This is a genomic window from Caldanaerobacter sp., from assembly GCF_049701115.1.
In the GTDB taxonomy this organism is placed as follows: domain Bacteria; phylum Bacillota; class Thermoanaerobacteria; order Thermoanaerobacterales; family Thermoanaerobacteraceae; genus Thermoanaerobacter.
Map to the genome: position 1 here is coordinate 96413 of NZ_JBNATX010000002.1, position 25153 is coordinate 121565.

Below are 25153 nucleotides of genomic sequence, written 5' to 3' on the forward strand. Positions count from 1 at the left end.
ACTCCTATTCCTCCGCCATCACAAACATGAGTTCAGCAGTAGCTGCGATTTCCTCTCCCACTTTTGCAACGCCTTTAGCTTTGACTAACCCCATCCTGATAGAATCTACTGAGACCTCTAAGATGAGCTGGTCGCCCGGCCGCACAACTTTTTTAAAGCGGCATTTATCAATGCCTGCAAAAAGCCCCAGCTTCCCTTTAAACTCTTCTACATTCATTACAGCAATCCCTGCCACCTGTGCCAGCGCTTCCACAATCAAAACTCCCGGCATTATGGGGTTATCTGGAAAATGCCCCTGAAAAAAGGGTTCGTTAGCTGTAACATTCTTTATCCCGACAGCTCTTTTCCCTTCTTCAAGCTCTATTATCCTATCTACTAGCAAAAAAGGATATCTATGGGGAAGAATTTTTCTTATGTCTTTATTTTCCACTTATCCTTCACCCCGTGTATAGATTGACACTTTCAGTTGATATTGATTATACCACAAGTTGCAGAAAAAACAAAAAGGGCTTTCCGCCCTTTAAACCTTTTTAGAAAGTTGGTTGTAAATCTCTTCTGCCAGTCCAAAACCTCCACTTTGTGCCATTAACTCAGCGTATTTGTCATAAAGCATTGAAGTAAATATGTCATTCGCTAAATTATTTCCTGTCAGGGGATCTTCTGGAATTGTTTTTTTCATTTCTTTCAACATGAGGCTTATGAAACTAGCTTCTAACTGTTTGCAGACCTCCATGAGTTTATTTTTATCCCTTTCTTCCATTGCTTTATTCAAGATGTTTTCAAAATCCTTTGTCTGCATGTTATCCCAGAGAGGAAGCATATTTTTTATAGCACCTTCAATAGGGTTTATCTCCATCTATTTTCCCCTACCTTCTCAAATTGTTGGCAATCCCCAACATTTCATCTGCTGCCTGTATAGCCTTTGAGTTTATCTCATAAGCCCTTTGGGCAGCAATCATATCCACCATTTCTTTCACTACCTGCACATTAGAGGTCTCTAAAAAGCCTTGCATCACTTTGCCCATTCTTCCTTCAAAGTCATCTCTGGTACCCGGCTGCCCTGAAGCTTCTGTCGCTTCATACAAGTTGTTACCAACGCTTAAAAGCCCTTGTGGATTAGTAAAGTTGTATATTCCTAGTGTCGCAACTTCATAAGTTGTGCCATCAGGATTTTTTACTTGTATAACTCCCAAAGGAGACACGGTTATATCATTCACATTTCCGTCAAACACAATCGGATTATTGCTGTCATCTAGAACAGGATATCCATCTGCGGTTACAAGCATAAGAGTATTCCCGTCCGGGCTTAATTTAAAACTTCCGTCTCTTGTATAGTACACCTTGTCATCAGGTCCCAAAACCGCAAAAAAGCCAGGCCCATCTAAAGCCAAATCCAGCGCATTGTTTGTCTGGTAGAGATTGCCTTCAGAAAAGTCCTTTACTATGGCAGAAGGTCTTACACCTACTCCTATCTGCATATTGACAGGACGCCCTTGACCGCCATACACATTTTCCCTCTGCAGCGTCTGGTATATTAAATCCTTGAACTCTGCTCTATCTCTTTTAAAAGCAGTTGTGTTCACATTTGCCAGGTTGTTAGCAATTACATCAACATTGAGTTGTTGAGCAGTCATTCCAGTCGCCGCAGACCATAAAGCCCTCATCATACATACATGCCCCCTTTACACTCTCCCAACTTCGTTTACCGCTTTCCCTAGAGTCTCGTCAAAAGCAGTTACCACTTTTTGATTTGACTCATAATTTCTCATCACGCTTATCACATTAACCATTTCTTTCACAGAGTTCACATTAGATTGTTCTAAAAAGCCCTGCTTTATTCTTCCCGAAGCAGGAGTAAGTTGTCCATTTGCAGTATTATCCAGATAAAATAAGTTATCGCCCTGCTTTCTCAAAGCATTATAGTCATTAAAATCCACAATTCTCAGCCTGTCCACCAACTGGCCATTGTTTATAATATTTCCCTTTTCGTCAACTGAGACATCTCCTTGGGACAGGCGTATGGGCCCATTTTCTCCTAAAACTACATACCCCTCTTTTGTAACCAGATATCCATCAGCGTTCATAGTAAAAGCACCATCTCTGGTATACCTTTCCCCTTGAGGGGTATTGACCACAAAAAAGCCATTCCCGTCTATAGCAAAGTCAAGTTTCCCTGTAGTCTCAATAAGAGGACCTTCTTCAAAAACCGTGTGAAGAGTATCTATTAAGACCCCGTATTCGATTCTGCCCACTTTTCTGTCAGGAGGAACATTATCTCCGCCTTCTCTTATCGCTTCAAGATTTGGAAAAGATGATAAGACTACTACGTCTTTTTTATATCCAACTGTATTCACATTTGCAAGATTGTTTGCCAAAACGTCCATCACTTTGGTCTGGGCAATCATACCAGAGGCGGCAGTGTACAAACCTCTTATCATCAAATCACCTTCTTACCTTATCTTGTGAATGTCTATCACGGTTTCTGATTTTTCAAGAAATTCTAAAGATTCCAATGCTTTTCCTGCTCCTAATGCCACACAACTTATAGGGTCATTTGCAATATATACAGGTATCTGCATTCTTTCTCTTAACAGCCTGTCCATTCCTTTTAACAAAGCCCCTCCTCCTGTCAGCACCATACCTTTATCGCTTATATCTGCTGCAAGCTCTGGAGGCGTCCTTTCCAAGACGCTGTGGACAGCTTCTACAATCTGCTCGAGGGGCTCTTGCAAAGCTTCGCAAATTTCGCTAGAAGTAACTTCTACATTTTGAGGAAGCCCTGATAACAAGCTTCTTCCCTTTACTATCATTTTTTCTTCTTTCCCGTCAAAATATGCTGTACCTATGTTTATCTTTATCTCTTCTGCCATTCTTTCCCCTATTATTATGTGGTACTTTTTCCTCATGTACCTCATAATAGCCTCGTCAAAGTTATCGCCTGCTACCTTGATGTTTTTGGACACCACTGCACTTCCCAGAGAAATTACAGCGATGTCAGTAGTACCCCCTCCAATGTCCACTATCATGTTCCCACTGGGTTGAGAAATATCAAGCCCTGCTCCAATTGCAGCCGCAATAGGTTCTTCTATAAGATAGGCTTTTCTGGCTCCTGCTTGCAGTGCAGCATCTATTACGGCTCTTTTTTCAACCTGTGTCACTCCACTAGGTATGCATATCATTATCCTGGGTCTTATCAAGAACCTACTTCCACAAGCTTTGTTTATAAAATACCTGAGCATTTTTTCGGTTATGTCATAATCGGAAATGACTCCTGCCCTTAAAGGCTTAATAGCAAGAATATTTCCTGGAGTCCGGCCTACCATTCTTTGGGCTTCTTCACCTACCGCAAGGATTTTGTTGGTGTTTCTGTCTATTGCAACGACGGAGGGCTCATTTAATACAATCCCCTCTCCCCGCACGTAGACCAGAACAGATGCCGTACCAAGGTCAATTCCTATGTCTCTTGAAATCGCAAACATCAAAACTCACCTTTCTTATGTATTTCGACACATACGGCATCTATTTTAATTATCGTCATAGATGCCGAAATGTTTAATTCTATCATAAATTATTTAATTCGATATAAAATCCCAAATTCCTCTTTCTTTTATGAAATTTTATTATTAAGCCTTTGATATTTGAGTTTAGTCGCTTTCCCTCCTCTTATATGTCTTTCAGCTTTATTTTTACTCAAAACCTCCCTGACCTCCCTGTAAAGCTCAAAATTTATCTCTGGAAGTCTCTCGGTAACATCCTTATGCACAGTGCTTTTGCTTACACCAAAAACTTTCGCTGCTTCTCTAACGGTAGCCTTATGTTCTACTATGTATTTTGATATTTCCAGAGTCCTTTCTTCTATATAGTCTTTCAAAACTACAACCCCCTTTGAACTTTTTCAAATCTCCATTAATATGTATATGCCTTAAGGAAAAATTAGAATACTATCTCAAAAACAAAAAAGCCCGGATACAAAGTATCCAAGCCTTTTATTTCTCAAAATAGGGGGTTGGATCTACGGGGGTGCCATTTTCTCTTAGTTCAAAATGAAGATGTGGTCCTTCAGCTACTTCGAATTTAGAAGTATTTCCTACCTCACCTATCTGCTCTCCTTTTTTAACTCTATCTCCCTCTTTCACCTTTATATTATCGCTCAAACTTGCGTACACCATTTCCCATATCCCGTTTTTTATGATGATGGTGTTGCCTAACTTAGGATCTTTATATACCTTTGTCACAATCCCATCCGAAGAAGCTACTACTGGAGTCCCTTCCTTACCTTCAATATCTATTCCTTTGTGAGTCGTCCATTCCCTCAATGTTTTGGAATACACCAATTTATCCACTGCAAATTCCATAAGAACTTTTCCTTCAAGAGGCATTATTAAAGTCAGTCTTCCTGAGGCAAGACTCTTCTTCTCTGTCTTGGGCGGTAAAGGAGTTACTGCAAGCTTTTTCACTTCAGTTGAAAACACCTCTTTAGTATCTGTCTTTTCATTTACTTCTTTCCCTTGTTTTCCTTCTAATTCACTCTCTTTTTTCCCTTCTGTTTTATTCATAATTGAATCATTTTTCACTGCTGCCCTTTCTTCTTTCGCCTCTTTAACTTCTTCTTCATACTGGGTATTACTTTCTATTGCAGAATTTATTTCTTCCTGTTGCGCTTTTCGAATTTCTTCTATTTTTTTCAGGTTACTATCCGTAACATAAACTGCTGTAGCAGCAATAACTACTACAGAAAGAAAAAGCACTATGTAAAACCCTTTTCTATCAAAAAACCGGAAAAAATTTTCTCTATTTATCCTCATAAATTCTCACCTCCAAATGGTATTTTAACCATTATGGAGGTTGTTTATACAAAAAATGAGGAATTCTACTTCCTGTTCTTTAAAATGTCCTCAATCCTTACTATTTCAATCCCCTGATAATAGTACTTCAGGATTTCATCAAACTTTTTCCCCTCTTTAGCCAAAGCATTAGCTCCATATTGACTCATACCTACACCATGGCCATATCCTATTACAGTGATGACAATGTTTCCTCCCTTTTTTTCAAAAGAAAAATTTGTTGAATTTAGTTCAAAAATTTCTTTTATCGCCTTCCCTTCAAAAGTCACATTGCCGATTTTTAAATTCTTAACATGGCCTCCCTGAGTCCTCTCTACATCCTTTATTTCTGACAAAATATTACTGCTTTCCAATTTCAAAGAAGGTTCTTTTTCTTTTAATTTCCTCACAAACACATCCTGAGGCACGACCACGGTGGTCCTATATTTTGAGGCAACCTCCTCCCCTGGAGATATAACGCTTCTTAGATAGGGTATATTTTTCTGCCATACATCTTCCGAGTTCTCGGTTCTTCCCCCACTTATCGCGTGGTAAACAGGTAAAATGAGAGCATCCTGATACACCATTACAAGTCCCTTCGTAGAATCTACTGCCTTTGATATCTTTTCATAATATTTTTCAAAGTTTTTCCCCCACTTATTTTTTAATTCCTGTACAGACTGCCATGCCTGGCAATGTTCGGGGTCTGTACACACATCTGCTCCCTCGTGCAATTCACACCCTTTTCCTCCTAAAGCAATTTCTTTTGCCAAGGCATATGTTCTTGCCGCAACAGCTTGGGCTTTTAGTGCTTCCATCTCAAATTCTGCAGGCATTTCTGCCGCCACAACACCTTTTACATATTCTTCTAATGGCATTTTTTCCAGTCTATTTTGCTCTGTGATAAAAACATTCACAACATCATAAGGGGGGAGACTCTCAAGTTTCATTGACCTTCCATCTTCTACCACTACAAAATTTTTCCTCATTGATATATCATTTTTTGAAAATCCAAAAATCACAATGGAAGGTAAAATTACAAGGCTTATAAATACAGAGAGGATCCCATAAATTAGATATTTCATTTCCTATCCCCCTTTTTAGGCTTACATAAAAATATATGTAGAAAAAATACTCTTATTACCCAAAAATATATACAAAAAAATTAAGAAGACCTCTCAAAAAAGAGGCCCTCATTTAAAATTCAATACCCTTTCTACATAATCGAAAGTCAAATCCCTCATCATAAAATCTATCATCCGCGAAATCATTGAGGCGGCTTCTTCCCTCGTCACATAACTATCAGGATTAAATCTCCCAAAGGTATCGCCGCCTACAAGTCCTATTTCGCGGGCCACATAAACGCTCCTTTTCGCCCATACAGGAATTAAAGAATCATCTAAAAACCCCGTGTTAAAATATCCCTGCGGTGCAAGATTCTCGAGTCCCAAAGCTCTTATAAATATAACTGCTGCTTGAGCGCGGGTAAGAGGAAGAGAAGGCCCAAATTGTGAAGGCCCAATCCCACTTATAAGGCCCTTTTCACTTGCAGCTTTTATATATCCGTAATTTTTGTCATTTACCGGCACGTCCTTAAAAGGCGAAACTTCAACTGAAACTTTCCTTGCAGCATAAAGAGTATTTTTAGGAGGTTCGTAAGGGGCAATACCAACAGCTTTTGCTACCGCTACAGTAAAATCTGAACGAAGTATATAAAGTTTGGGCCCAAAGTATAAAGAATCTTTTGGAAAAATTTCCAAACTCAAAAGCTTGTTTATGTCATCTTTTCCCCATGTGCCACTTATATCTCTAACCTCCGGGACAACAAGCCTATTCTCCGCATAAATTCCATCCAACCTTAAGCTATTACTACCCGTATTCCTCCCCGTTTCATTGCCATTCTTGTCAAACTTCGGGAGATCGTAAGTATAAGTCATCACATCTCCGCTATTTCTCCTTAAGAGATAACCTCCTCTGAAGCTTATGTACTGCGGGTCATTTTCCACATACTCTATAGAAGATTTATCGGTAAAAGAAACATTTACCTGCGCCTGTCCAAACCATTTTTTTAAATCATTCCCTGTTCCAATTGTAGCTTCAATTTGATAGTACATCTGATGGGTCTCTGCACTGCCATATTTGTGAGAAAATCCCACTGTCTTGTCCTCTATACTCACCTTTACCATACCTTTATTTCCGTTAACCCTGTAAACTTTTGAACCAGAATAATTGCCTGCGTAGTAGGTAACAGCCGGATTTATGCTTCTCACTTCAGAACCCTGATAAATGTATCCGTTATTTCTGTCAAGAGTGTAGGTATTCCCCCCTATTTTTATACTTTCGGTATAATTTTTAAGTGTGGTTTCTGCTATAATCTGATTGTATTCCAGTTTTTGCTTCTCTTCCGTGACAAAGGTCAGCGTCCTTGTAAGCTTGTCTCCAGAAGGAGTAGTAAGGGTATATCTGTAAGTAGTAGTGGTAGTATCTCCTCTCTTAGAGCTTGTTACTTTTAAAAATCCGCTAAATATAACGGGTTCCCCAGTAATGAAAACTACCTCTTTGTATTCCTGTTCATTCGAAATTCCCGCTTCAAATCCAGAATTATATGCAAAGATATGCATAGGAAGTACAGAAAAAAGAAATACAAACAAAATTGCAAAGACTAATTTTTTCATTTTTCATTCCCCCACTTCTTATTTGACAGTTACAATTATTCCCCTGGAGGCACTTCTTACCATGTATATAGAGTCTCCACTTTTGAGAGAAGAAATATCCACTCTGCGACCATCCTTCACAATAACCGCCTTTGAAAGGTCTACCACCTCTAAGCTAGGATTAAGGTTCCACTTATTCTCTGCTTCATTCCAATCCTTAACCTCAGAAACTATAATTTTAGTATTTTCTATACTTTCTATCTTCCCAGCAGTAATTCTCTCACCACTGCTAGAAGGCATTATATTGATAGCAATGGCATTGTCTCCATTGGTAACTACATAAGCAAAAGCATCTTTTAAAGGAGAACTGCCATATCTTATGTTGAGAAGCTCACTGTAAGGAATGACTTTTGAAGTTTCACCTCTATTGTCCACCACAAAGGTGCTATCTCCTACGTAAACTACTTTTGCGCCAGAGACAAATTGCCATTGATTATTCGAAACTTCATAATATCCTCTAACAGTGTAAGGATAATAATAGACATTCCCGACGTTTACAGAGTTAGCTGTAGCGTAGAAAAGATAGCCTTTCACATAGTAATAAGGGGCGTTCTCATAGGCATCTATTAGTGAAACAAAGTTGGCATAAAGGTTATCTTCCTTTGAGAAAGAAACATACACTTGATTGGAAGAAAGTAAACTAAAAGGTACCCTCTTGCCTTCTTTTATTATTATTGTGCCATCATTCACAGCAACCTTTCTTCCGTCTCCCAAGGTAAGAGTCATAGAATAAGGGTCAAAATCTGCTTTGCCTTGGTATGACATCGTAAATGGAGAAACTAAATTGCCAAAAGTTATATACTCTTTGCCAAAGTGATTCTCTGTAGTTATGTAAATTGTCCTGCCAATGTAATTTTTAAGACTTGACTCATCGATTTTCAAGCCATTGAGATAAAACTCTGCCTTCTCAAAAGGATACGAAACATAATCAGACACTTTCTGCCAGGTGCCCTGGTAATACTTTTCTACATTGCTTAAATTAATGACTTTACTAAGAGGCATCACACTATTCAAAGTACCCCTCAGTACACCTGCAATGTCATAATATCCGTTGCCTATTAAAACTTTTAAAGGTGTATTGCTATAAGGGTCATCAAAAATGAGATTCACATAATCCCCAACTTTTAACGAGGAAAGAGGAACAGAAACTCCTTCCTTTACTAAAGGAGTATTTGGCGATATATAATAAACATTTCCGTCATTCAGAGAAATATTAAGTCCACCTTTTCTCAAATCCCCTTCCGCCGGCTTTATAGAAAGAACGCTACCCGTAACCTGTCTTGAACCGGTCTCTATACCTGAAGAATTGTATTCTTCATAATTAACCTCTATTCTGTAAGCAGTACCTCCCTCAAGATAGGCAAGAACTGTTTGCCCAACTCTTAAATCTTTTATAGTAGCCGGGTAGTCATTTATGAAGACCTCAGTGAAAGGAGTGTAGTAAAAAGTATGAGTGTAATTGTAAGCTCCTTTCAAAGCTATTGTAGATGATGTTATATCGGATATTTCCCCATATACTACCGTCTCAGTAAGCTGGGCAAGTTTTTCCGCAAAAATTACATTATTATCTTTCACATAAAATCTTACCTTATCTCCTATACTAAAAACAGAAGAATAGGCAGGATTGTTATTATGAATAGTGAGAAAATCTAAAATGCGCTTGCCATTTATAGATATTGAAGGTCTTCCTTTGGTTACTATGAAATATTCGTCACCTTTTGGAGAAGTAACAGTAAAGGCCTTTTCCCAAACACCTTGCCCTATTAGGTCTTTATAAGAAATATCTCTTATAGTACCATTTAAAACTGAGTATCCCATGTTAGAGTAAGAATAATCAAAGGCTCTGTTAAGGATCGAAGCCATCTGCTCTCTTGTTATATTTGCCTTCGGTCTAAAACTCCCATCGCTGTAACCAGATATTATCCCTTTTTTTACTAGCGCTCCTACATAAGGAAGGTAAGAAAAAGTTATGTCTCTTACGTCTCTAAAATTGTAAACCTTCTGTAAATCAAGACCCGATACGGGACTCAATCCTAAGCCTTTAGCAAGCCAGTAAGCAACCTCTTCTCTGGTAGCATTAGAAGTAAAATCTGTATCAATCTCTTCTTTTGAAAGCAAATTAGTTTTTAAAGCCAGATTTATTACTCCTTTAGCCCAGTCATCTACTTTAAATTTTGATAGCGAAGTGGCAGGAAGACCTCCTGCCACTCCTGTAGAGGAGGATGTATTTGTTTGCATAAGTTGGTCTTCCAAGCCCATAAGCCTTATTATGTATGTCAAAGCTTCCTCTTTTTTAAGATAGGCCTTCGGGTAAAATTTCTGTAACCCACCGCCTCTTATAACTGACAAAGCAGCCATTTTCATTATGTCGTATCTGGCAAAGCTATTACTTATGTCTTTAAAACTCATATTATAATATATGCTCGGTGCATAATCTACACCGTAAAAAACTGGTTGAGCGTAAGCAGCAGAATTAAATTGTAGGCTAAAGACCAAAGTCATTAAAAGTGCTAAAATTCTCTTTTTAACCATCTATCTTCACTCCTTAGTATATTACAGCAATCTGCCCAGGCGAAGAAATTTTGCCTGATACAGTATTTTTATTGGAATCTACATTGTACATATTTACGGCAGGATTAGGAGCAGGGGATGGTAAATAGTGGGTAATATGGGAAATCTTTGTACGGTTTATATCTTTTTTACCTAGTCTATTGCTATCTAAGGCTATCAATACATAAATGTAATTTTTAAAATTATTGTAATTTACCGTCTTCCCATCGGTGACCTTTTCATACCTTATGTCGTATATATCCGACAAAAGCGTTATATTTTTAGACAAGTTTTTCACTATATCTTCATACTCTTTCCCCGTTATCTTAGTTATCGTTATTCTGTCATAATCTCCAGAAAGATAGAGGTCAGTTAAGTAAAATTCCATCTCAAATCCTCGAGTGTAAATCTTGACTTTTTTCACTGTATTTTTATATTTAGACGGCACATTTATTACCCATCTGTTTACATTTTTATAAATATTATCTTTAAAGTTTAGAATGTATTCGCTCTCAGTAATATCTCCCAAAGTTACAATCAATGCTCCATTAGATGCAGAAATGCTGGTCTTATTCTCCTTGGCTCCTTCAACATAAGTATCGTACTTGCTATTTGAAGACCTGTCAGTTGTACCGGAAGCTGTCACGAAATTGCTAGGTCCTAATTCATTGACAGCCCGTAGCGCAAAAGTGTAGGTTGTATTTGGGTTCAAATTCGCTACATAGTACTCCAGTTTGTCAGTAGAAGCTATGAATTTATAATTTGTTATACCGTAAATATTACTTAAAACTAAATATATTTCATAATATTTTGCCCCTTTTGTCTCTGACCAGCGAAGTCTTAAAGCATGGTCATTCCCCGGTATATTCTCCACCCAAAAACCCACAGGTTCATCAGGGACAGTCCTGATATAAGTAAACCCTTGTGATAAAACTGCATCAGCATAGTCAGGATTCCTTACAATCACATCCACCTTCCCTTCCGAATGAGGAGGCGTGACGGCAATTATGGTATTGTAACTTTTTACAATTACTTTCAAAGCTTCTTTTTCTCCAAAAAATACCCTTGCTCCTTGCCTAAAATCATCACCTGTAATTGTCACTGTCTCGTCACCTTTGGTAGACCCTGTATTTGGAGTGATGGATATGATTTTAGGCTTGGTTTCTGTTGCAATATATGTAAATCCATTTTTTAAGGTAAAACTTCCTCCATCCTCTTCATTAAAGACAGTTACATCAACCGACCTATCCACATCCTTTTTGGGGTCTCCAGAAGGTGTAATAACAACAATGGTATCGAAAGATGTAGATACCACCTTCGCTTCATAAGCATCAAAATACACTTTTACTTTTTCTCTAAACTCTTTTCCTTTTATCACTACATATGTCCCGCCATTTACACTACCTTTATCTGGTGTAACAGAATAAATCTCGGGATGTGTACTGGGAGACACATATTCTATGTTAAAAGTAGCCGTACCTCCATCCGGGTTGATCACTTTTAACTCCTTTATCCCTATCTTATCAACAGGAGGCGCAATAAATTTTATCGTCGTGCTATCGACAATCTGTACATCTTTCACCTTTATTCCATCCACATATACAGAAGAACCTGGAAGTATTAACTTATCCTTGTCATATATAGGCACTGAAAAATCGCTTCCCACTATTATTCCATATGTCCCGCCAGCTTTATCGAATTTTGGAGGTATTACTTGCTTAATCTGAGGCTTGGATTGGATGTAAGTATATCCTCCCTCGAGGTATCCTAGCCCTCCATCGTAATTCACTACAGTAACCCTTACTTTACCAGGTACATTAGGCGGAGTTATGACCTTAAGCGTTCCGTAGTCTATATATACAACTTTTTGTGCTTTTACACTTCCAAAATATACATCTGGACCTATCGGGTTTCCATTTTCATCTTTTAAAACGTTCCCTTGCTCATCTTTAGAGATCCTGAAATCCTGTCCATAGATTGTAATTTCCTGCCCTCCATAGGTAGAACCTTTATCAGGTTCCACTTTTGTTATCACAGGTTGACTATTTGGAATCACATAAGTAAATCCGGTTTCTCCCTCGTGAATTCCGTAGGTGTAATTGCCCCCGTCATAATTCACCACCGTAACGTACGCCTTCCCCGGCTTCCCTGGGGGTGTAACAGCCGTTATAGACTTGCCGTCAGAACTTACTACAACGTTTGAAGCTTTATTTCCACCTATAAAAACTTCTGCTCCTCTTCTAAAATCCTGTCCTTCAATCAAAATAGTAGTACCGCCATTCACCGTACCAAAATTAGGAGTCACAGAGGTTATTACAGGGCTACTCTCTGGTACTAAAAAATGGAACTTCTCAGGAGCTATCGCTGTAGCTGTATCCGGATTTACCACTTTTATTTCATAAAGGCCGGTGTATTTGAGGTCAGGTACAACTCCTATTATAGTATTTTCATCCAGTACATACACATTCTCAAGAACAGTATTCCCTATGTAAGCCTTTGCCCCTTCACTGTCTCCCACTTTTTTTGAAAAGTCACTTCCAAAGATGTAAATCAATGTACCTTTTCCACCATAATTTGGAACAACCTTTGTTATCTGGGGCTTTGTCTCGATAAGCACATACTCAAAACCGTCAATCAGTGAAGCTACTCCTCCATCGGAAGGATTTATAACCTGAACTATTTTTTTACCTAGGTTACCTGGAGGTGTAGTAGCCTCGATTTCGGTATTTCCACTCGAAATTTTGTTCACTTTAGCCTGAACCCCGTCGATTGTTACAATGCTCCCTTTTTCAAAATTACTGCCTACAATTTTAATAATAGTTCCACCTTTTGTAGGCCCTTTATTGGGATCTACAGAGATAATGCTTGGCTGTTTTTGAGTATCTTTTATTTCAAAGGCATTTGGCAAAGTAACACTGCCGCCTACTGTTCCATTCAATCCATCATAGTTTTTAATGGTTAGGTCATACCAACCAACAGCGTATGGTGTGGATGTCTCCGGCACTAGAGCTTTTATTTTTGTCCCTATTTTGAACTTCTTCCCATCTACTAAATTCCCATCTTTATCTTCAACACTTATAACTTTAAGCTGTATATTGCCTATTCTGACATCCGGGTATTTAGGAGAATAAACTCCATCCACCACTGTTTGCCCTACAAAAAAGTCTGAGCCGTAGATGGTAATGAGATTACCCCCATATTTTGAACCAAAATTTGTAAATATACTGCTTATAGAAGGAGAAGTATAGTAATAGTAGCCATTTTTGTACACATAAAATCCTCTTTGTAAATCAGCATCTTTATTTATAACTTTAACATCTACATATCCCAAAACAGTAGAAGCAGGTGAAATAACAGTTAATACCGATTTATTATCGCCGCCAGTCGTGAGGTCTTTTACCGTTGCCATCTTATCTCCAAAGTACACTTTAACTCCAGGTCTTATGTCAAAACCTTGTATTATTACCGTGTCTCCTCCCGCGCGGCTTCCCATGTTAGGAGAAATAGATAAAATCACCGGGTTTGAAGGCAAGGGTTTATACGTAAACTTAGAAGGAGGAGAACTCTGTTCCGAATACTGCATGACTACATTACCATTTGTATCTTTAATCGTTGTCTCAACTGTCACCACTACATCTACAGGCATATTCTGTCCCGGTGGGTTTAAAGTCACACTGGGAGACAACACGTTCAATGTCTGCTGCCCCGTGTCAGGTTTATATATATTCTCGATTTGCGCCTTGTTTCCGCCAAAAGTAACATAAAGCTTTCTTTCCCTTGTACCTGTCATATAATTCCCACTGACCGGGTCTTTATAGCTATAACTTGTATTTATATAAGTTATCTCCGTCTTGTCTTCATTATAAATATAATTAGCTGGGTCATCACTTTTTTGAAAATTGAACCCCCAGAGAGTAACTGGAGTGCTCCCATTTTCATATCCTTCGATAGGATTCATATCTATCACAACCATCGTATCTTCAACAGCCAAATAGAAGAAGGCATTCTGTTTAGTAACAGTATAGCCTGTAACGGGGTCGACTATTGCTACATCAACAGGTCCCGATTTCGAATAGGGGGGAGTTACTACTTGTATAGCCCTTTGATTACCTGTAAGGCCGGAAAGGTTTATGCTCTGAACACTTTTTGCAGCTACACCGCCAAACTTCACTATCAAATCCTCTCTTAAATTTTGCCCTACTATGATTACTTTCGTCCCTCCAGAGACGGAACCAGCATTTGGAGTTATATTATCTATCGTGAATACAGCAGGTGTAGGTATTATCTTCAAAGCACTCACTAAAGTAGCCGTGGAACCATTTGATGCAACTATATCCACATTTTGATATTCCAAAGTCGTATCCTTTGGAGCAGGAACCTTGACCGTCATCTCTGTATCGCTTTTTATATTTACATCATTAGAAGGGACAAGATTATTACCCATGTACACTTTAAAATCCGTCCCTAAGGAGCTAAAGCCTCTACCATATATTGTAATTTCATCGCCTACAATTGCCACATATTTAGAAAGACCAGTTATATCATGATTTACTGCAGAAATCGTTGTGTTTTTAATGTTGCTCCCCCTGTATATGTTTGTAACACTCACCTGATATGTAGAGGTAGGATCTATAAAAATGTTCTGAGGAATCGTAGTAATAATCACAGAACCGCTTTGAGAGACAATTGAGGCAGTCTCCCCGTTTATTTGGACAAGGCCTATGTCATTAAAATAGCTTCCCTCTATCCTTATGTAAGATTTGCTCGTTCTGCCAACCACATTGCCATTTGAATCTTTTACTAGGGTAATAAAATTATCAAGAGCTACCTTTGAAATCAAGGGATTATTAACATAAGTAAAACCGTTGAATATAGCAGCACTTTGTCCATCACTTCTTTTAACTATAATAGTGTAAGGGACATTAGCAGAAAGTCCTAGAGAATTAGCAGGAGGAACTTTGGCATAAATCGTACTTTCATTTACACTCAGGACAGTAAGTTTTTTTGAAGACTCGGGAGAATCTATGTAGACATCAGTAATAGAAGCAACCACATTGCCACTTGAATCATATGTTATAAATCCGCTACCCGTGATTTTTATGTCCGTGTAACCGTCTACCGGCCCTTTTGCCGGAGAAGCCATCGTTCCATCAAGTCTTAAAGAATAAACTCCAGTTATACTAGGAGGATACGCAGCATAAGCTTTCGACATATTTCCTGGGAAAAGTGAAAAAAACATCGTCACAGCTACAAATATCGCTAGAAATCTTTTCATAATCTTCCTGCTCCCTTCACAACAAGATACCTCTTTTTATTTATCGGTACGCGAATTCATAAACTTTAGCCTTAAGAACAAAAAAATAGCTGCTCTAGAGCAGCCTACATTGGGTTGGGGGTGCAGAATATTAAATTTTATGGGGAAAAGGGGAATCATTCTTACAATTTAGATTATATTACACTATTTTGGCATTTTAAATAGGACTTATGTCTCATTTTTTTACATAAATCGACTTATTTTTCATTAGATACAACATATCCTACCATTTTTTCTCCATCTAAATAAGCGTCAAACCTTCCTTCAAATATTTTAACCCCTGTGTCTATAAAATTCCCCCTTTTAAACCATTCCTCATTGAATATATTGTTTTCATAACCATCAAACACAGGCATATAAAGGATATTGTCCGCGTCTAAGTCGGCAAAAAAATGGGTACCATAGGAAAGTTCCGGCATAAAGTCTCCATTTCTTATCCCAAGTTCAACAATCATAGCAGCATTAGATATCTCATTGTATATAACGGGAACTCCAAGATATGGATTCGAAGATCCCCATCTTCCAGGCCCCACTAGTATATATCTATCACCTAAACTTTTGTTTATGCGTCCTATTATGCGCGCAATTTCATGTTTGTCTTTATAGTTAGTATAAACCTCGGGATCCACATACACGATATATTTTATATTTTTAAGCATTCCATTTGTCAGCATCCTATCTCCCTTAAGCAAAATACATTTTTTCTCGATGTCTTTCGGTATGTGAATTCTTCTAAAGGTTTCATAGGAACTTAAAGGCCGAGCCTGAACCAGATAGAATTCTCCCGTATCCAGGTCATAAGTAAACTCTATATCCACAGGAACCTTCATTTCACTTTCTAGGCATTTAAACAAAGTAGAAACCGTATTAAAAAAAGTTTTGTGCTTCCGTGGAAAATTTTCAAACGTAAATATATACTTTTCATATTCTCCTCTGAAATTTAACATATTTATATCAAGTATGGCATTTTCTTTTTTGGAATAAATTTGTGCTATATCTCTTATTCTAGAATGATAGTTTAAAAAATGGGGAACTTCATTTATGTTATAGGTTTCCAGTTCACCTGTTATCAAGTTCAACACATCAAAAGCTTCTTGAGAATTCCTTGCAATTTCATAGGGATTATTGCCTTCTGGCCTCAATCTTAAATTGGTAAGAGAAAATACCCTTGCATACCCTCTTCCAGTACACTTTGTGCCCAAACCAAATACCAGTCTCACCACTCCGTCTTCTATCTTAATCCTATCTGTCCACCTTCTATAATTCCTGGAAAAACCTACTCCAGACACATCCGGATAAAAGTATATTCCTTTCTGACTGCCGATCAACTTCTGCACTATAACACCCATAAGCTCTTTTTGCCCTGATGCGTGCTTCTTTCTGTAAGTAACAGCATCAGGCCCATATACACTCAAATATACCTCTTTTATAGCTTTTTCCAGCTGTTTTAGCCTTTCTCTTTCTGTCCCCCTGTTGGATATAAAAGTAGTGTAGTATTTACCTGCAAAAGAGTATTTTATGTTATCCTCCAACAAAGAAGAAGACCTCACTGCAAGAGGGTAATCCATCACTCGTAAAATTTCTCTCAATATATTTTTATATTCAGGAGGAAATTCCGCCTCTTTAAACCGTATTTCTGCCTCCTCATAAGGGGTATTCTCATCAATGTCTTCGAGGTTATTATATTTCAAAAACATTTCGTAATAATCTGTTGCGATAAAAAAACTTTCAGGAATCTTTACAGCGCCCTTGAAATCATCGCGGTATTTTTCCAAAACTTCCTCGGCAAAAGAAAGCCCCGAAGCTTTGCCTCCAATATGCCCGTTGCCAAAGACTTTATGTCTACTGCCTGAGAAAATTTCTAACATTTTCTCCACCGCCTAACACGTCATTTGATTTAAAAAAATTATACCATGAGATTTCTCAATAAACAATAAAAACCTCCCACATTTACTGTGGGAGGTCCAGTTTGTTGACAAAGTCCTTCTTATTTAAGTGGCATTTTGTGTTAATGCTCCGGAGTTGCAAAGCGACTAAACTAAGGCTCACTTTTCGAGCTCCGGCGGGGTGCCGGCCAATTCGCCAAAAGGCTAAGAATCCGCTCGCTTTGCTCGCCCCGCCTTCGCTCCTCAAGTTCGCCAAGTTTAGTTATCGCTTTGGCAACAAGTCGCATTTACACACAAAATGCCACTTCTCTATTTTATCAACAGTCTGAACCTCCCACATTTACTGTGGGAGGTCAGACATTTATACCTTATTCAAAGCCTCAACTGGATCTACATACTCTAATCCTTGCGCTTCTGCCACAGGTTTGTATGTGACCATTCCTTTGTAGACATTAAGCCCTTTTAGAAGCGCCTTATTTTCAAGCAATGCCCTCTTGTAGCCCTTGTTAGCAATTTCTAATGCATAAGGAAGTGTAACATTCGTGAGAGCAAAAGTTGAAGTTCTCGGTACAGCCCCTGGTATATTAGGAACTGAGTAGTGAACAACTCCATGCTTTATGAAATACGGATCTGTATGGGAAGTCGTTCTGTCACAGGTCTCCACGCATCCGCCTTGGTCTATTGCTACATCCACGATTACGGCACCTTTCTTCATCGTCTTGACCATTTCTTCTGTCACAAGCTTAGGCGCTCGAGCACCCGGTATAAGTACAGCACCTATCAATAAATCGGCCTTCTTTACGCTTTCTGCAATGTTGAAACTATTGGACATCAACGTCGTAACTCTTCCGCCAAATATATCATCAAGATAAGCAAGTCTTGCAGGATTTACATCCAGTATTGTAACTCTCGCTCCCATTCCAACCGCTACCTTAGCCGCATTAGTACCCACTGTTCCTCCACCTATTATGACAACCTCGGCTGGTTCAACACCTGGAACTCCGCCCATTACAATTCCTCTGCCCTGGTTTATACTAGTCAAAAGGTAGGCTCCTATGGTTACAGCCATTCTACCAGCAACTTCACTCATTGGAGTTAATAAAGGCAAAGAACCGTTGTCAAGCTGTACCGTTTCATAGGCAATACCTACCACTTTTTGCCTCAATAAAGCTTCTGTCTGCTGCTTGTCGGGTGCTAAATGTAGATAAGTAAACAGAACCTGTCCCTCTTTCAAGTAGTCGTATTCGCTTGGCTGTGGTTCTTTCACCTTCATTATCATCTCAGCTATATCGTACACTTCTTTGGCAGTAGGCAATATCTTTGCACCAGCTTTTTCATATTCTTCATTTGTAATACCACTTCCTAATCCTGCATCTTTTTCAATGTATACTTCATGGCCATTCTTAACAAAAGCTTCTACTCCTGCAGGAGTTATAGCAACACGGGATTCTGCAGTCTTTATCTCCTTGGGAACACCAATTCTCATAAACAATCTCCCCTCTATTAATTTTTTATCAAAAGCTTTTCATTATATAAATTCTACATTCGCTATCAAAAATCCTTCTACAAAAAATAGAAATAGTAAAAATTTTTAAGGAATTACTCTTTAGTATCTCCTTTTTTTGAAAAATATATCCATCCTCTTTTATTTAAATAACCTAAAAAAAGAGACAACCTTTCATATAAAGGTTCTACCTTTTCTCCAAAACGTTCTTTCAATTCCTGTCCTATTTCATATACATTTTTTTCTCCATCTATAAGCTCCCACACTGCTGTACCAATATCATCTAACTCTAGAGTAGTAACTCTGGGCTTTTTAACAAAAAGCCTTGCTACCTTCTCAATCAATCTGTCGTGATAAAACAAAAAAACAATCTTTTCTTGTTTTTTCTCCCAATTTACCTTTTTACTTTTCTTGGGAATATAGAGCAAGAAATTATCCTTCATCTCATCACTCCTTTAAATCAAGCACCCCTTCTAGAAGGGGTGCTTGATTTCTATCTCTTATCATTTTTGACAGTGTAAAAGTAGAGGAAAAGTCCTACCAGCATAAACATGAAAAGTGAGAACCACGGAGCATAAGAGGAAGTATTCGTCGCCCAACCAGAAGCGAAGTCTATACTTATCTTTGCTCCTGCAAATATAGCTATGACAAGCCCCATGAGTGCATCTCCCGCTACAAGTCCAGAAGCTACTAATATTCCTCTTTCTACTTTCTCTTTGCGCAACTGCTCATCTTTTCTATACTGCTGGTCTACTATCCATCTTATAATTCCTCCAACAGCAATGGCCGCACTGAGCTCAAAGGGGAGGTATAGTCCTATAGCAAAGGGAAGAACTGGAACATGCATCATCTCAGCCATTATTCCCATAAATATACCAGCTATTATGAAAGTCCATGGAAGATCTCCTGTCATAATACCCTTTACCACCATTGACATTATAGTGGCTTGAGGTGCAGGGATATCCTTTGTCCCAAAACCGTAAGCATTGTTTAAGAGTATTAAGACCAATCCTGCAAACACAGAAGCCACCGCTATTCCAACATAGGTAAATACTTCAATATGTTTAGGAGTACCACCTATTATAAAGGTAGTCTTTAAAGACTGAGCGTTAGCACCTGCAATGGCTGCCGCTACACACACAATACCTCCAATAGTAATGGCAATTATCATACCCTCATTTCCCACGATCCCTGCAAGTTTTAGCACAGAAGTCACTATTAGCAAAGTCGCGATAGTCATACCAGAAATTGGATTGTTAGAAACACCGACGAGTCCTGTAATTCTAGCCGATACAACTGCAAAGAAAAATGCAAATAAAACAGCCATCAAGCTTCCCAAAGCAGTAACTCCAAAAGAAGGCATAAGCCATGCCACAAAGAACACGAATGCTGCTCCAAATATCACCCATGTTAAAGAAACATCTATATCGGTCCTTTTTACTTCCTTACCTTTCATTCCAAGACCTACTATTGACTCTCTAAAAGCTTTTATGATAGTCGGAAGAGCTTTTATAAGACTTATGAATCCTCCTGCCAACACTCCACCAGCACCTATGTATCTTATATACTTACTCCATATAGCGCCCGCCGACATGTCCCTTATAAGGTCAGTAGCTGGATAAACAGGGGTAGTAAGTCCTGCACCAAAGAATTTTATTAGAGGAATGAGTCCCAACCATGCCAAAACGCTGCCCGCCAGCATGTACATAGCTACATCCAATCCCACGATGAATCCTACACCCATCAAAGATGCAAGCACATTTACACCCACTTCTGTGCTTTCAAATCTCTTGATAACCCATGAAGGGCTTTCAGACCACATGCCAAAACCGCCAGATAAAAGTTTATAAATTCCCCCTACAATCATTCCAGAAAGCACTGTCATAAATCCTGTTCCGCCCTGATTGCTTGTAACAAGCACTTCCGCCGCCGCCATTCCTTCTGGATAAATAAGTTTACCATGTTCTTCCACAGTCAAATACCTTCTCAAAGGTATAACAAAAAGCGCTCCTAAAAGTCCACCTATTAGTATTACGAAAACAATCCTAGATAGAGTAAACTGGTCTTTCAACCCCCAAAGCACAATTGCCGGAAGAGTAAATATGATACCTCCTGCAAGGCTTTCTCCCGTGGCTGCAATAGCCATTACTAGGTTTGCCTCTAAAATACTGTTTCTTTTAAAAAGTCCTTTTAAAAGTGCAGTTGCTAAAACTGCTGCAGGAATAGCCGCACTTATGGTCATTCCTGCCTTAAGACCAAGATAAGCATTAGCTGCCGCAAAAATGATGGCAAATAAACTTCCCACTATTACAGCAACTACCGTGAGTTCTGGAAGCACTTTATCAGCTGGAATAAAAGGGATGTACTCGCTTCCGTGAACACCGCCATAAGCTTCATGCGAAAGCTTCCTATTATCAGACTCTTTGGCTTTTGCCATGATTTCCCTCCTTCTGTACTTGATTAAACGTTTATTTGAAAAGAAAGTCTTTAAAATAGGCCACAATAATTATTATTCTCCAAAAGCTAAAAAAATCCTTCTAATGTTTACAAAAAATTTTTAATCTATTCTCTGTATATTTTTGCACCCAAAGCCCTTAATTTTTCCTCCATTTTCACATACCCTCTATCCACATGATGTATATTATTGATAACCGTCTTACCTTCGGCTATTAGACCTGCCAGAACCAATGCCGCGCCTGCTCTTAAATCTGTGGCTTTCACTTCTGCTCCAGTCAGATGGTCTACTCCTGTCACCATCGCGCTCCTGCCTTCAATCTTTATATTCGCTCCCATCCTTTCTAACTCGCTTACATGCATAAATCTATTTTCAAAGACGGTTTCTATTATAACACTGGTTCCTTTCGCTACCGTCATCATTGCCATCATCTGAGCCTGCATATCCGTTGGAAATCCCGGATATGGCAAAGTCTTTATATCGACGGCCTTATAATTTTTCATTCCTTTTACTCTTATTCCTCCTTTTTCTTCCTTCACTTTAATCCCACATTCTACAAGCTTTGCAATTATAGCCCTTACATGATCTACTATCACATTTTCAATAAGTACATTTCCTCCTGTCATAGCTGCTGCTACCATAAAGGTCCCTGCCTCAATCCTATCAGGTATAACGGTATGTTCTGCCCCTTTCAATTTCTTTACCCCTTCTATCCTTATGACATCCGTTCCTGCCCCTTTTATATTCGCTCCCATTTTATTTAAAAAATTAGCCAAATCAACAATTTCAGGCTCTTCGGCAGCATTTTCAATCACAGTCACACCTTCAGCAAAAACCGCTGCCATCATTATATTTTCCGTTGCTCCAACGCTCGGAAAATCAAGATATATCTTTTTACCTATCAACTTTTTCGCTCTTGCCTCCACATAGCCATGCCCAACTGTAATATCCGCTCCTAGGCTCTTAAAACCCTTTAAATGAAGGTCAATGGGACGTGCCCCTATTGCACAACCTCCTGGCATCGAAATCCTTGCATGACCTAATTTTGCAAGTATGGGACCCATAACCAAAAAAGACGCTCTCATCTTTTTAACAAGTTCGTAAGGCGCCTCCACGTCTTTTATATCCACCCTTATTTTCAACTTCCCATTTTCAAACTCACAAAAGGCGCCAAAATTTTTTATAAGCTCCATCATTACATTTACATCTTCTAGAGGTGGTATATCCTCCAGCACGATCTCATCTGCAGAAAGCAAAGAAGCAGCAAGTATTGGCAAAACGGAATTCTTTGCCCCACTTATCTTAACCGTCCCCACAAGGGGCGGACTTTTTTCAACGACAAACCTCGTCTTCATCACCCTCTTTTAATATTCTGTTCCTATTAATGGAGTTGCTACCCATATATAAGTCTTATCCTCATAAGAGCTGTATCTTAAAGCTACCTGTAAGTTTATTTTTTCATTCCCTACTGCAATGTATTCCCCTAAATTCTTGATATACCCCGAAAGGCTTATTACCTCAATATCCTCTATCCCTTCTACTTTCTTTGCTTTTAATATCTTAAATACCTCTCTAACTATACCTCTTTTTTCTTCCAAACTCAAATCCCCTTTAAAACTCCCTACAATTGAAGTAGCAATAATAGGTTTAGTTTTCACCTTTTGAAAAGCTTTTTCTATAGCCTCTCTTTCTTTTGCAAGGTTATCAGCATTTTTTAAATATTCATCTATTAAGAGATAGGTCTCTGACCTGTCATCATTTTTTATCGATTGAACTACAACCGTAACATCCCTTTCGGCGTCTCTATATTCAAAGAGTACCTGCCTTAGATCTTTATCACATACTTGTCTAAAAGAATAATCTCTTATTCTCAAAGATTCCGAAACTACTCTCAGGTAATCTTCCATATCCTTTATTTCTACAAAATCCTTCTTGAGCTTTCCCCAACCATTTATGTTGGCATATTCATATTTCGCACCAGTTGCTTTAAAAGCTTTATAAAACTTGTTTACTTCACTCGCCCCTAAAATCGGCATTTCCATTCCAAAGATTAATATGAATCCTACTATTAGTGCTATCAAAACAGCTATTTTTTTCACCCAAATCCCTCCTTAGTCAAAACTAAAAATTGAGCGGTAAAAACTTCGCGAATCCACAAGGGGGAGAATGGACTCGCTTATTTTCACCGCCCTTCTATTTTTAATTATTGACAATTGTAAAAAGTTTTATTCATATAACATTATAAATTTTTCATTACCAATTGAGGAAAATTGGACAGTTATTAGAAATATTTAGATAAAAAGAGAAAAAGTCAGATAAAGTCAGAAAAAGCTTGATTTTTGGTCAAAAAAGGTCAAAAATCAGATTTGTTTTAAATCTCATACTGAATATAATTAAAAGTAGAAGGAAAAACCTCTAAAAAGGAGGTGTAGCCTATGTTTTGGTTGATGGTACTTATCGTAGGACTCATATCCAGTCTTGTATTCCATCCTTGGTTTAACGCAAAAGCAGGAGAAGGGTATTGGGACAAACTTAACAAGATATGGGGTACTTATTGGTCTGCATTAATCGCTCATCTAGTCGGCGCATGGTTAGGTGGAGCATATCTCGGCAAATGGGGATGGATGCTTTACGATTATAATGTAATAGGCGGCTTCATCGGAGCAATAGTGATTGGTTATATCTGGTACTTAATTGCAAAAAGCCAGACAAAACAAGAAGCAAGCAAATAACATACGAAGGGGGCATCAGCCCCCTTCATATTCTTCTGGTCTTTCTTTTGAAAGTCTAAAAAAATACTTTATTGCCTTTACTATCCTTTCAGATGCTCTTCCATCTCCGTAAGGATTCACTCTATTTGCCATTTTTTTATACTCATTCCCATCCTTTATGAGAGTAACAGCTTCCTCATAAATTCTTCTATAATCTGTACCAACCAACTTGACGGTCCCGGCTTCTACCGCTTCAGGTCTTTCTGTTACATCTCTTAAAACCAAGACTGGTTTACCCAATGAAGGAACTTCTTCCTGTAAGCCTCCTGAATCTGTCATAACCATATAGCACTGGGCTAAAAGGTTATGCATCTCGTCTGTCTCAAGAGGGTCCAAAAGAAGCACATTGTCAATATCTCCCAAAATTTGGTTGACTGTGTTTTTTACTACCGGATTCATATGAACAGGATACACGAAATATACTTCTTCTCTGTAACTTTTAGCTATATCTTTAATCGCATTGCATATGTTTTCTAAAGGCTTACCCCAATTTTCTCTCCTATGAGCCGTGACTACTATGACTTTTTTGTTTTTATAATCGATTCTATTTAATCTCTCATCTTTAAAAATATAATTTTTCTTTACTGTGTAGGACATAGCATCAATTACGGTGTTTCCTGTAACGAAAATGCCTTCTTCTTCTACTCCTTCTTTTATAAGATTTAATTTAGCTCTTTTAGTAGGGGCAAAATGCAAGTCTGCTAGCACCCCTGTCAATTTTCTGTTTATCTCCTCAGGATAAGGAAACCATTTGTTAAAAGACCTCAAACCCGCTTCCACGTGCCCCACTTTTATTTTGTTATAAAAAGCCACCAAAGCTGCCACAAAAGTAGTAGTGGTATCTCCGTGAACCAGAACAAGGTCCGGTTTTTCTTTAAGAAACACTCTATCAAGACCCTCTATAGCAGCAGTAGTAATGTCAGATAAAGTCTGCCTCTCTCTCATTATGCCAAGGTCATATTGGGGGACAATATTAAAAAGCCTCAGCACCTGATCAAGCATTTCACGGTGCTGGGCCGTTACACATACTAATGTTTCAAATTCTTTTTCTTCCTCTAAAGCCTTGATAAGTGGAGCCATTTTTATCGCTTCTGGCCTCGTGCCAAACACAGTGATGATTTTTATCATTCTCTCGC

The 25153-nt window shown here is 38.5% G+C and carries 19 protein-coding genes; 1 reads left to right on the top strand and 18 read right to left on the bottom strand.

Annotated elements, in window-relative coordinates; genetic code table 11:
- Positions 1-4 precede the first annotated feature (4 nt).
- The 17 genes from fabZ to ACPLVE_RS01900 form a co-directional block, all read right to left on the bottom strand.
- The gene (gene fabZ / locus ACPLVE_RS01820; RefSeq protein WP_424609299.1) at positions 5-430 is read right to left on the bottom strand and encodes a 3-hydroxyacyl-ACP dehydratase FabZ; all 426 of its coding nucleotides are present in this window, start codon (positions 428-430) and stop codon (positions 5-7) included.
- A gap of 90 nt (positions 431-520) precedes the next feature.
- Complete coding sequence (locus tag ACPLVE_RS01825) at positions 521-856, bottom strand: rod-binding protein (protein ID WP_424609301.1); 336 nt, start codon at positions 854-856, stop codon at positions 521-523.
- A 10-nt stretch (positions 857-866) separates the two neighbouring features.
- Positions 867-1667 (bottom strand): flagellar basal-body rod protein FlgG, encoded by an 801-nt coding sequence (gene flgG, locus ACPLVE_RS01830; RefSeq protein ID WP_424609303.1) that lies wholly within the window; start codon positions 1665-1667, stop codon positions 867-869.
- 15 nt (positions 1668-1682) lie between these two features.
- On the bottom strand, positions 1683-2438 hold the full coding sequence (gene flgF, locus ACPLVE_RS01835; protein WP_424609305.1) for a flagellar basal-body rod protein FlgF: 756 nt from the start codon (positions 2436-2438) through the stop codon (positions 1683-1685).
- Positions 2439-2450: 12 nt separating this feature from the next.
- A complete protein-coding gene (locus tag ACPLVE_RS01840; protein ID WP_424609306.1) occupies positions 2451-3479 on the bottom strand; it encodes a rod shape-determining protein in 1029 nt (342 codons plus the stop codon).
- Positions 3480-3607: 128 nt separating this feature from the next.
- Positions 3608-3871 (bottom strand): sporulation transcriptional regulator SpoIIID, encoded by a 264-nt coding sequence (gene spoIIID, locus ACPLVE_RS01845; RefSeq protein ID WP_424609308.1) that lies wholly within the window; start codon positions 3869-3871, stop codon positions 3608-3610.
- Between the two features lie 115 nt (positions 3872-3986).
- Positions 3987-4805 (bottom strand): peptidoglycan DD-metalloendopeptidase family protein, encoded by an 819-nt coding sequence (locus ACPLVE_RS01850; protein ID WP_424609309.1) that lies wholly within the window; start codon positions 4803-4805, stop codon positions 3987-3989.
- A 65-nt stretch (positions 4806-4870) separates the two neighbouring features.
- Positions 4871-5908: a stage II sporulation protein D gene (spoIID, locus tag ACPLVE_RS01855; RefSeq protein ID WP_424609311.1), complete on the bottom strand. Its 1038-nt coding sequence runs from the start codon at positions 5906-5908 to the stop codon at positions 4871-4873.
- Between the two features lie 108 nt (positions 5909-6016).
- Positions 6017-7498, bottom strand: a complete 1482-nt coding sequence (locus ACPLVE_RS01860) for an S-layer homology domain-containing protein (RefSeq protein WP_424609313.1) — start codon at positions 7496-7498, stop codon at positions 6017-6019.
- 18 nt (positions 7499-7516) lie between these two features.
- A complete protein-coding gene (locus ACPLVE_RS01865) occupies positions 7517-10069 on the bottom strand; it encodes an S-layer homology domain-containing protein (protein WP_424609315.1) in 2553 nt (850 codons plus the stop codon).
- A gap of 13 nt (positions 10070-10082) precedes the next feature.
- Positions 10083-15362: an IPT/TIG domain-containing protein gene (locus ACPLVE_RS01870; RefSeq protein ID WP_424609317.1), complete on the bottom strand. Its 5280-nt coding sequence runs from the start codon at positions 15360-15362 to the stop codon at positions 10083-10085.
- A gap of 236 nt (positions 15363-15598) precedes the next feature.
- Positions 15599-17269, bottom strand: a complete 1671-nt coding sequence (locus ACPLVE_RS01875; RefSeq protein ID WP_424609319.1) for a PEP/pyruvate-binding domain-containing protein — start codon at positions 17267-17269, stop codon at positions 15599-15601.
- 379 nt (positions 17270-17648) lie between these two features.
- Positions 17649-18773 (bottom strand): alanine dehydrogenase, encoded by a 1125-nt coding sequence (gene ald, locus ACPLVE_RS01880; protein WP_424609320.1) that lies wholly within the window; start codon positions 18771-18773, stop codon positions 17649-17651.
- 113 nt (positions 18774-18886) lie between these two features.
- Positions 18887-19234 (bottom strand): PqqD family protein, encoded by a 348-nt coding sequence (locus ACPLVE_RS01885; RefSeq protein ID WP_424609322.1) that lies wholly within the window; start codon positions 19232-19234, stop codon positions 18887-18889.
- A 50-nt stretch (positions 19235-19284) separates the two neighbouring features.
- Positions 19285-21228, bottom strand: coding sequence for an OPT family oligopeptide transporter (locus tag ACPLVE_RS01890; protein WP_424609324.1), 1944 nt, complete (start codon positions 21226-21228; stop codon positions 19285-19287).
- A gap of 125 nt (positions 21229-21353) precedes the next feature.
- Positions 21354-22601 (bottom strand): UDP-N-acetylglucosamine 1-carboxyvinyltransferase, encoded by a 1248-nt coding sequence (murA, locus tag ACPLVE_RS01895; RefSeq protein ID WP_424609325.1) that lies wholly within the window; start codon positions 22599-22601, stop codon positions 21354-21356.
- Between the two features lie 9 nt (positions 22602-22610).
- On the bottom strand, positions 22611-23345 hold the full coding sequence (locus tag ACPLVE_RS01900; protein ID WP_424609326.1) for a YwmB family TATA-box binding protein: 735 nt from the start codon (positions 23343-23345) through the stop codon (positions 22611-22613).
- 336 nt (positions 23346-23681) lie between these two features.
- Here ACPLVE_RS01900 and ACPLVE_RS01905 point away from each other — a divergent pair, with 336 nt between their 5' ends.
- The gene (locus ACPLVE_RS01905) at positions 23682-23978 is read left to right on the top strand and encodes a hypothetical protein (RefSeq protein ID WP_424609328.1); all 297 of its coding nucleotides are present in this window, start codon (positions 23682-23684) and stop codon (positions 23976-23978) included.
- A 15-nt stretch (positions 23979-23993) separates the two neighbouring features.
- Here ACPLVE_RS01905 and wecB read toward each other — a convergent pair whose 3' ends face one another.
- Entirely contained in the window at positions 23994-25145 is a 1152-nt protein-coding gene (wecB, locus tag ACPLVE_RS01910) for a non-hydrolyzing UDP-N-acetylglucosamine 2-epimerase (protein ID WP_424609329.1), read from the bottom strand.
- Positions 25146-25153: the final 8 nt, after the last annotated feature.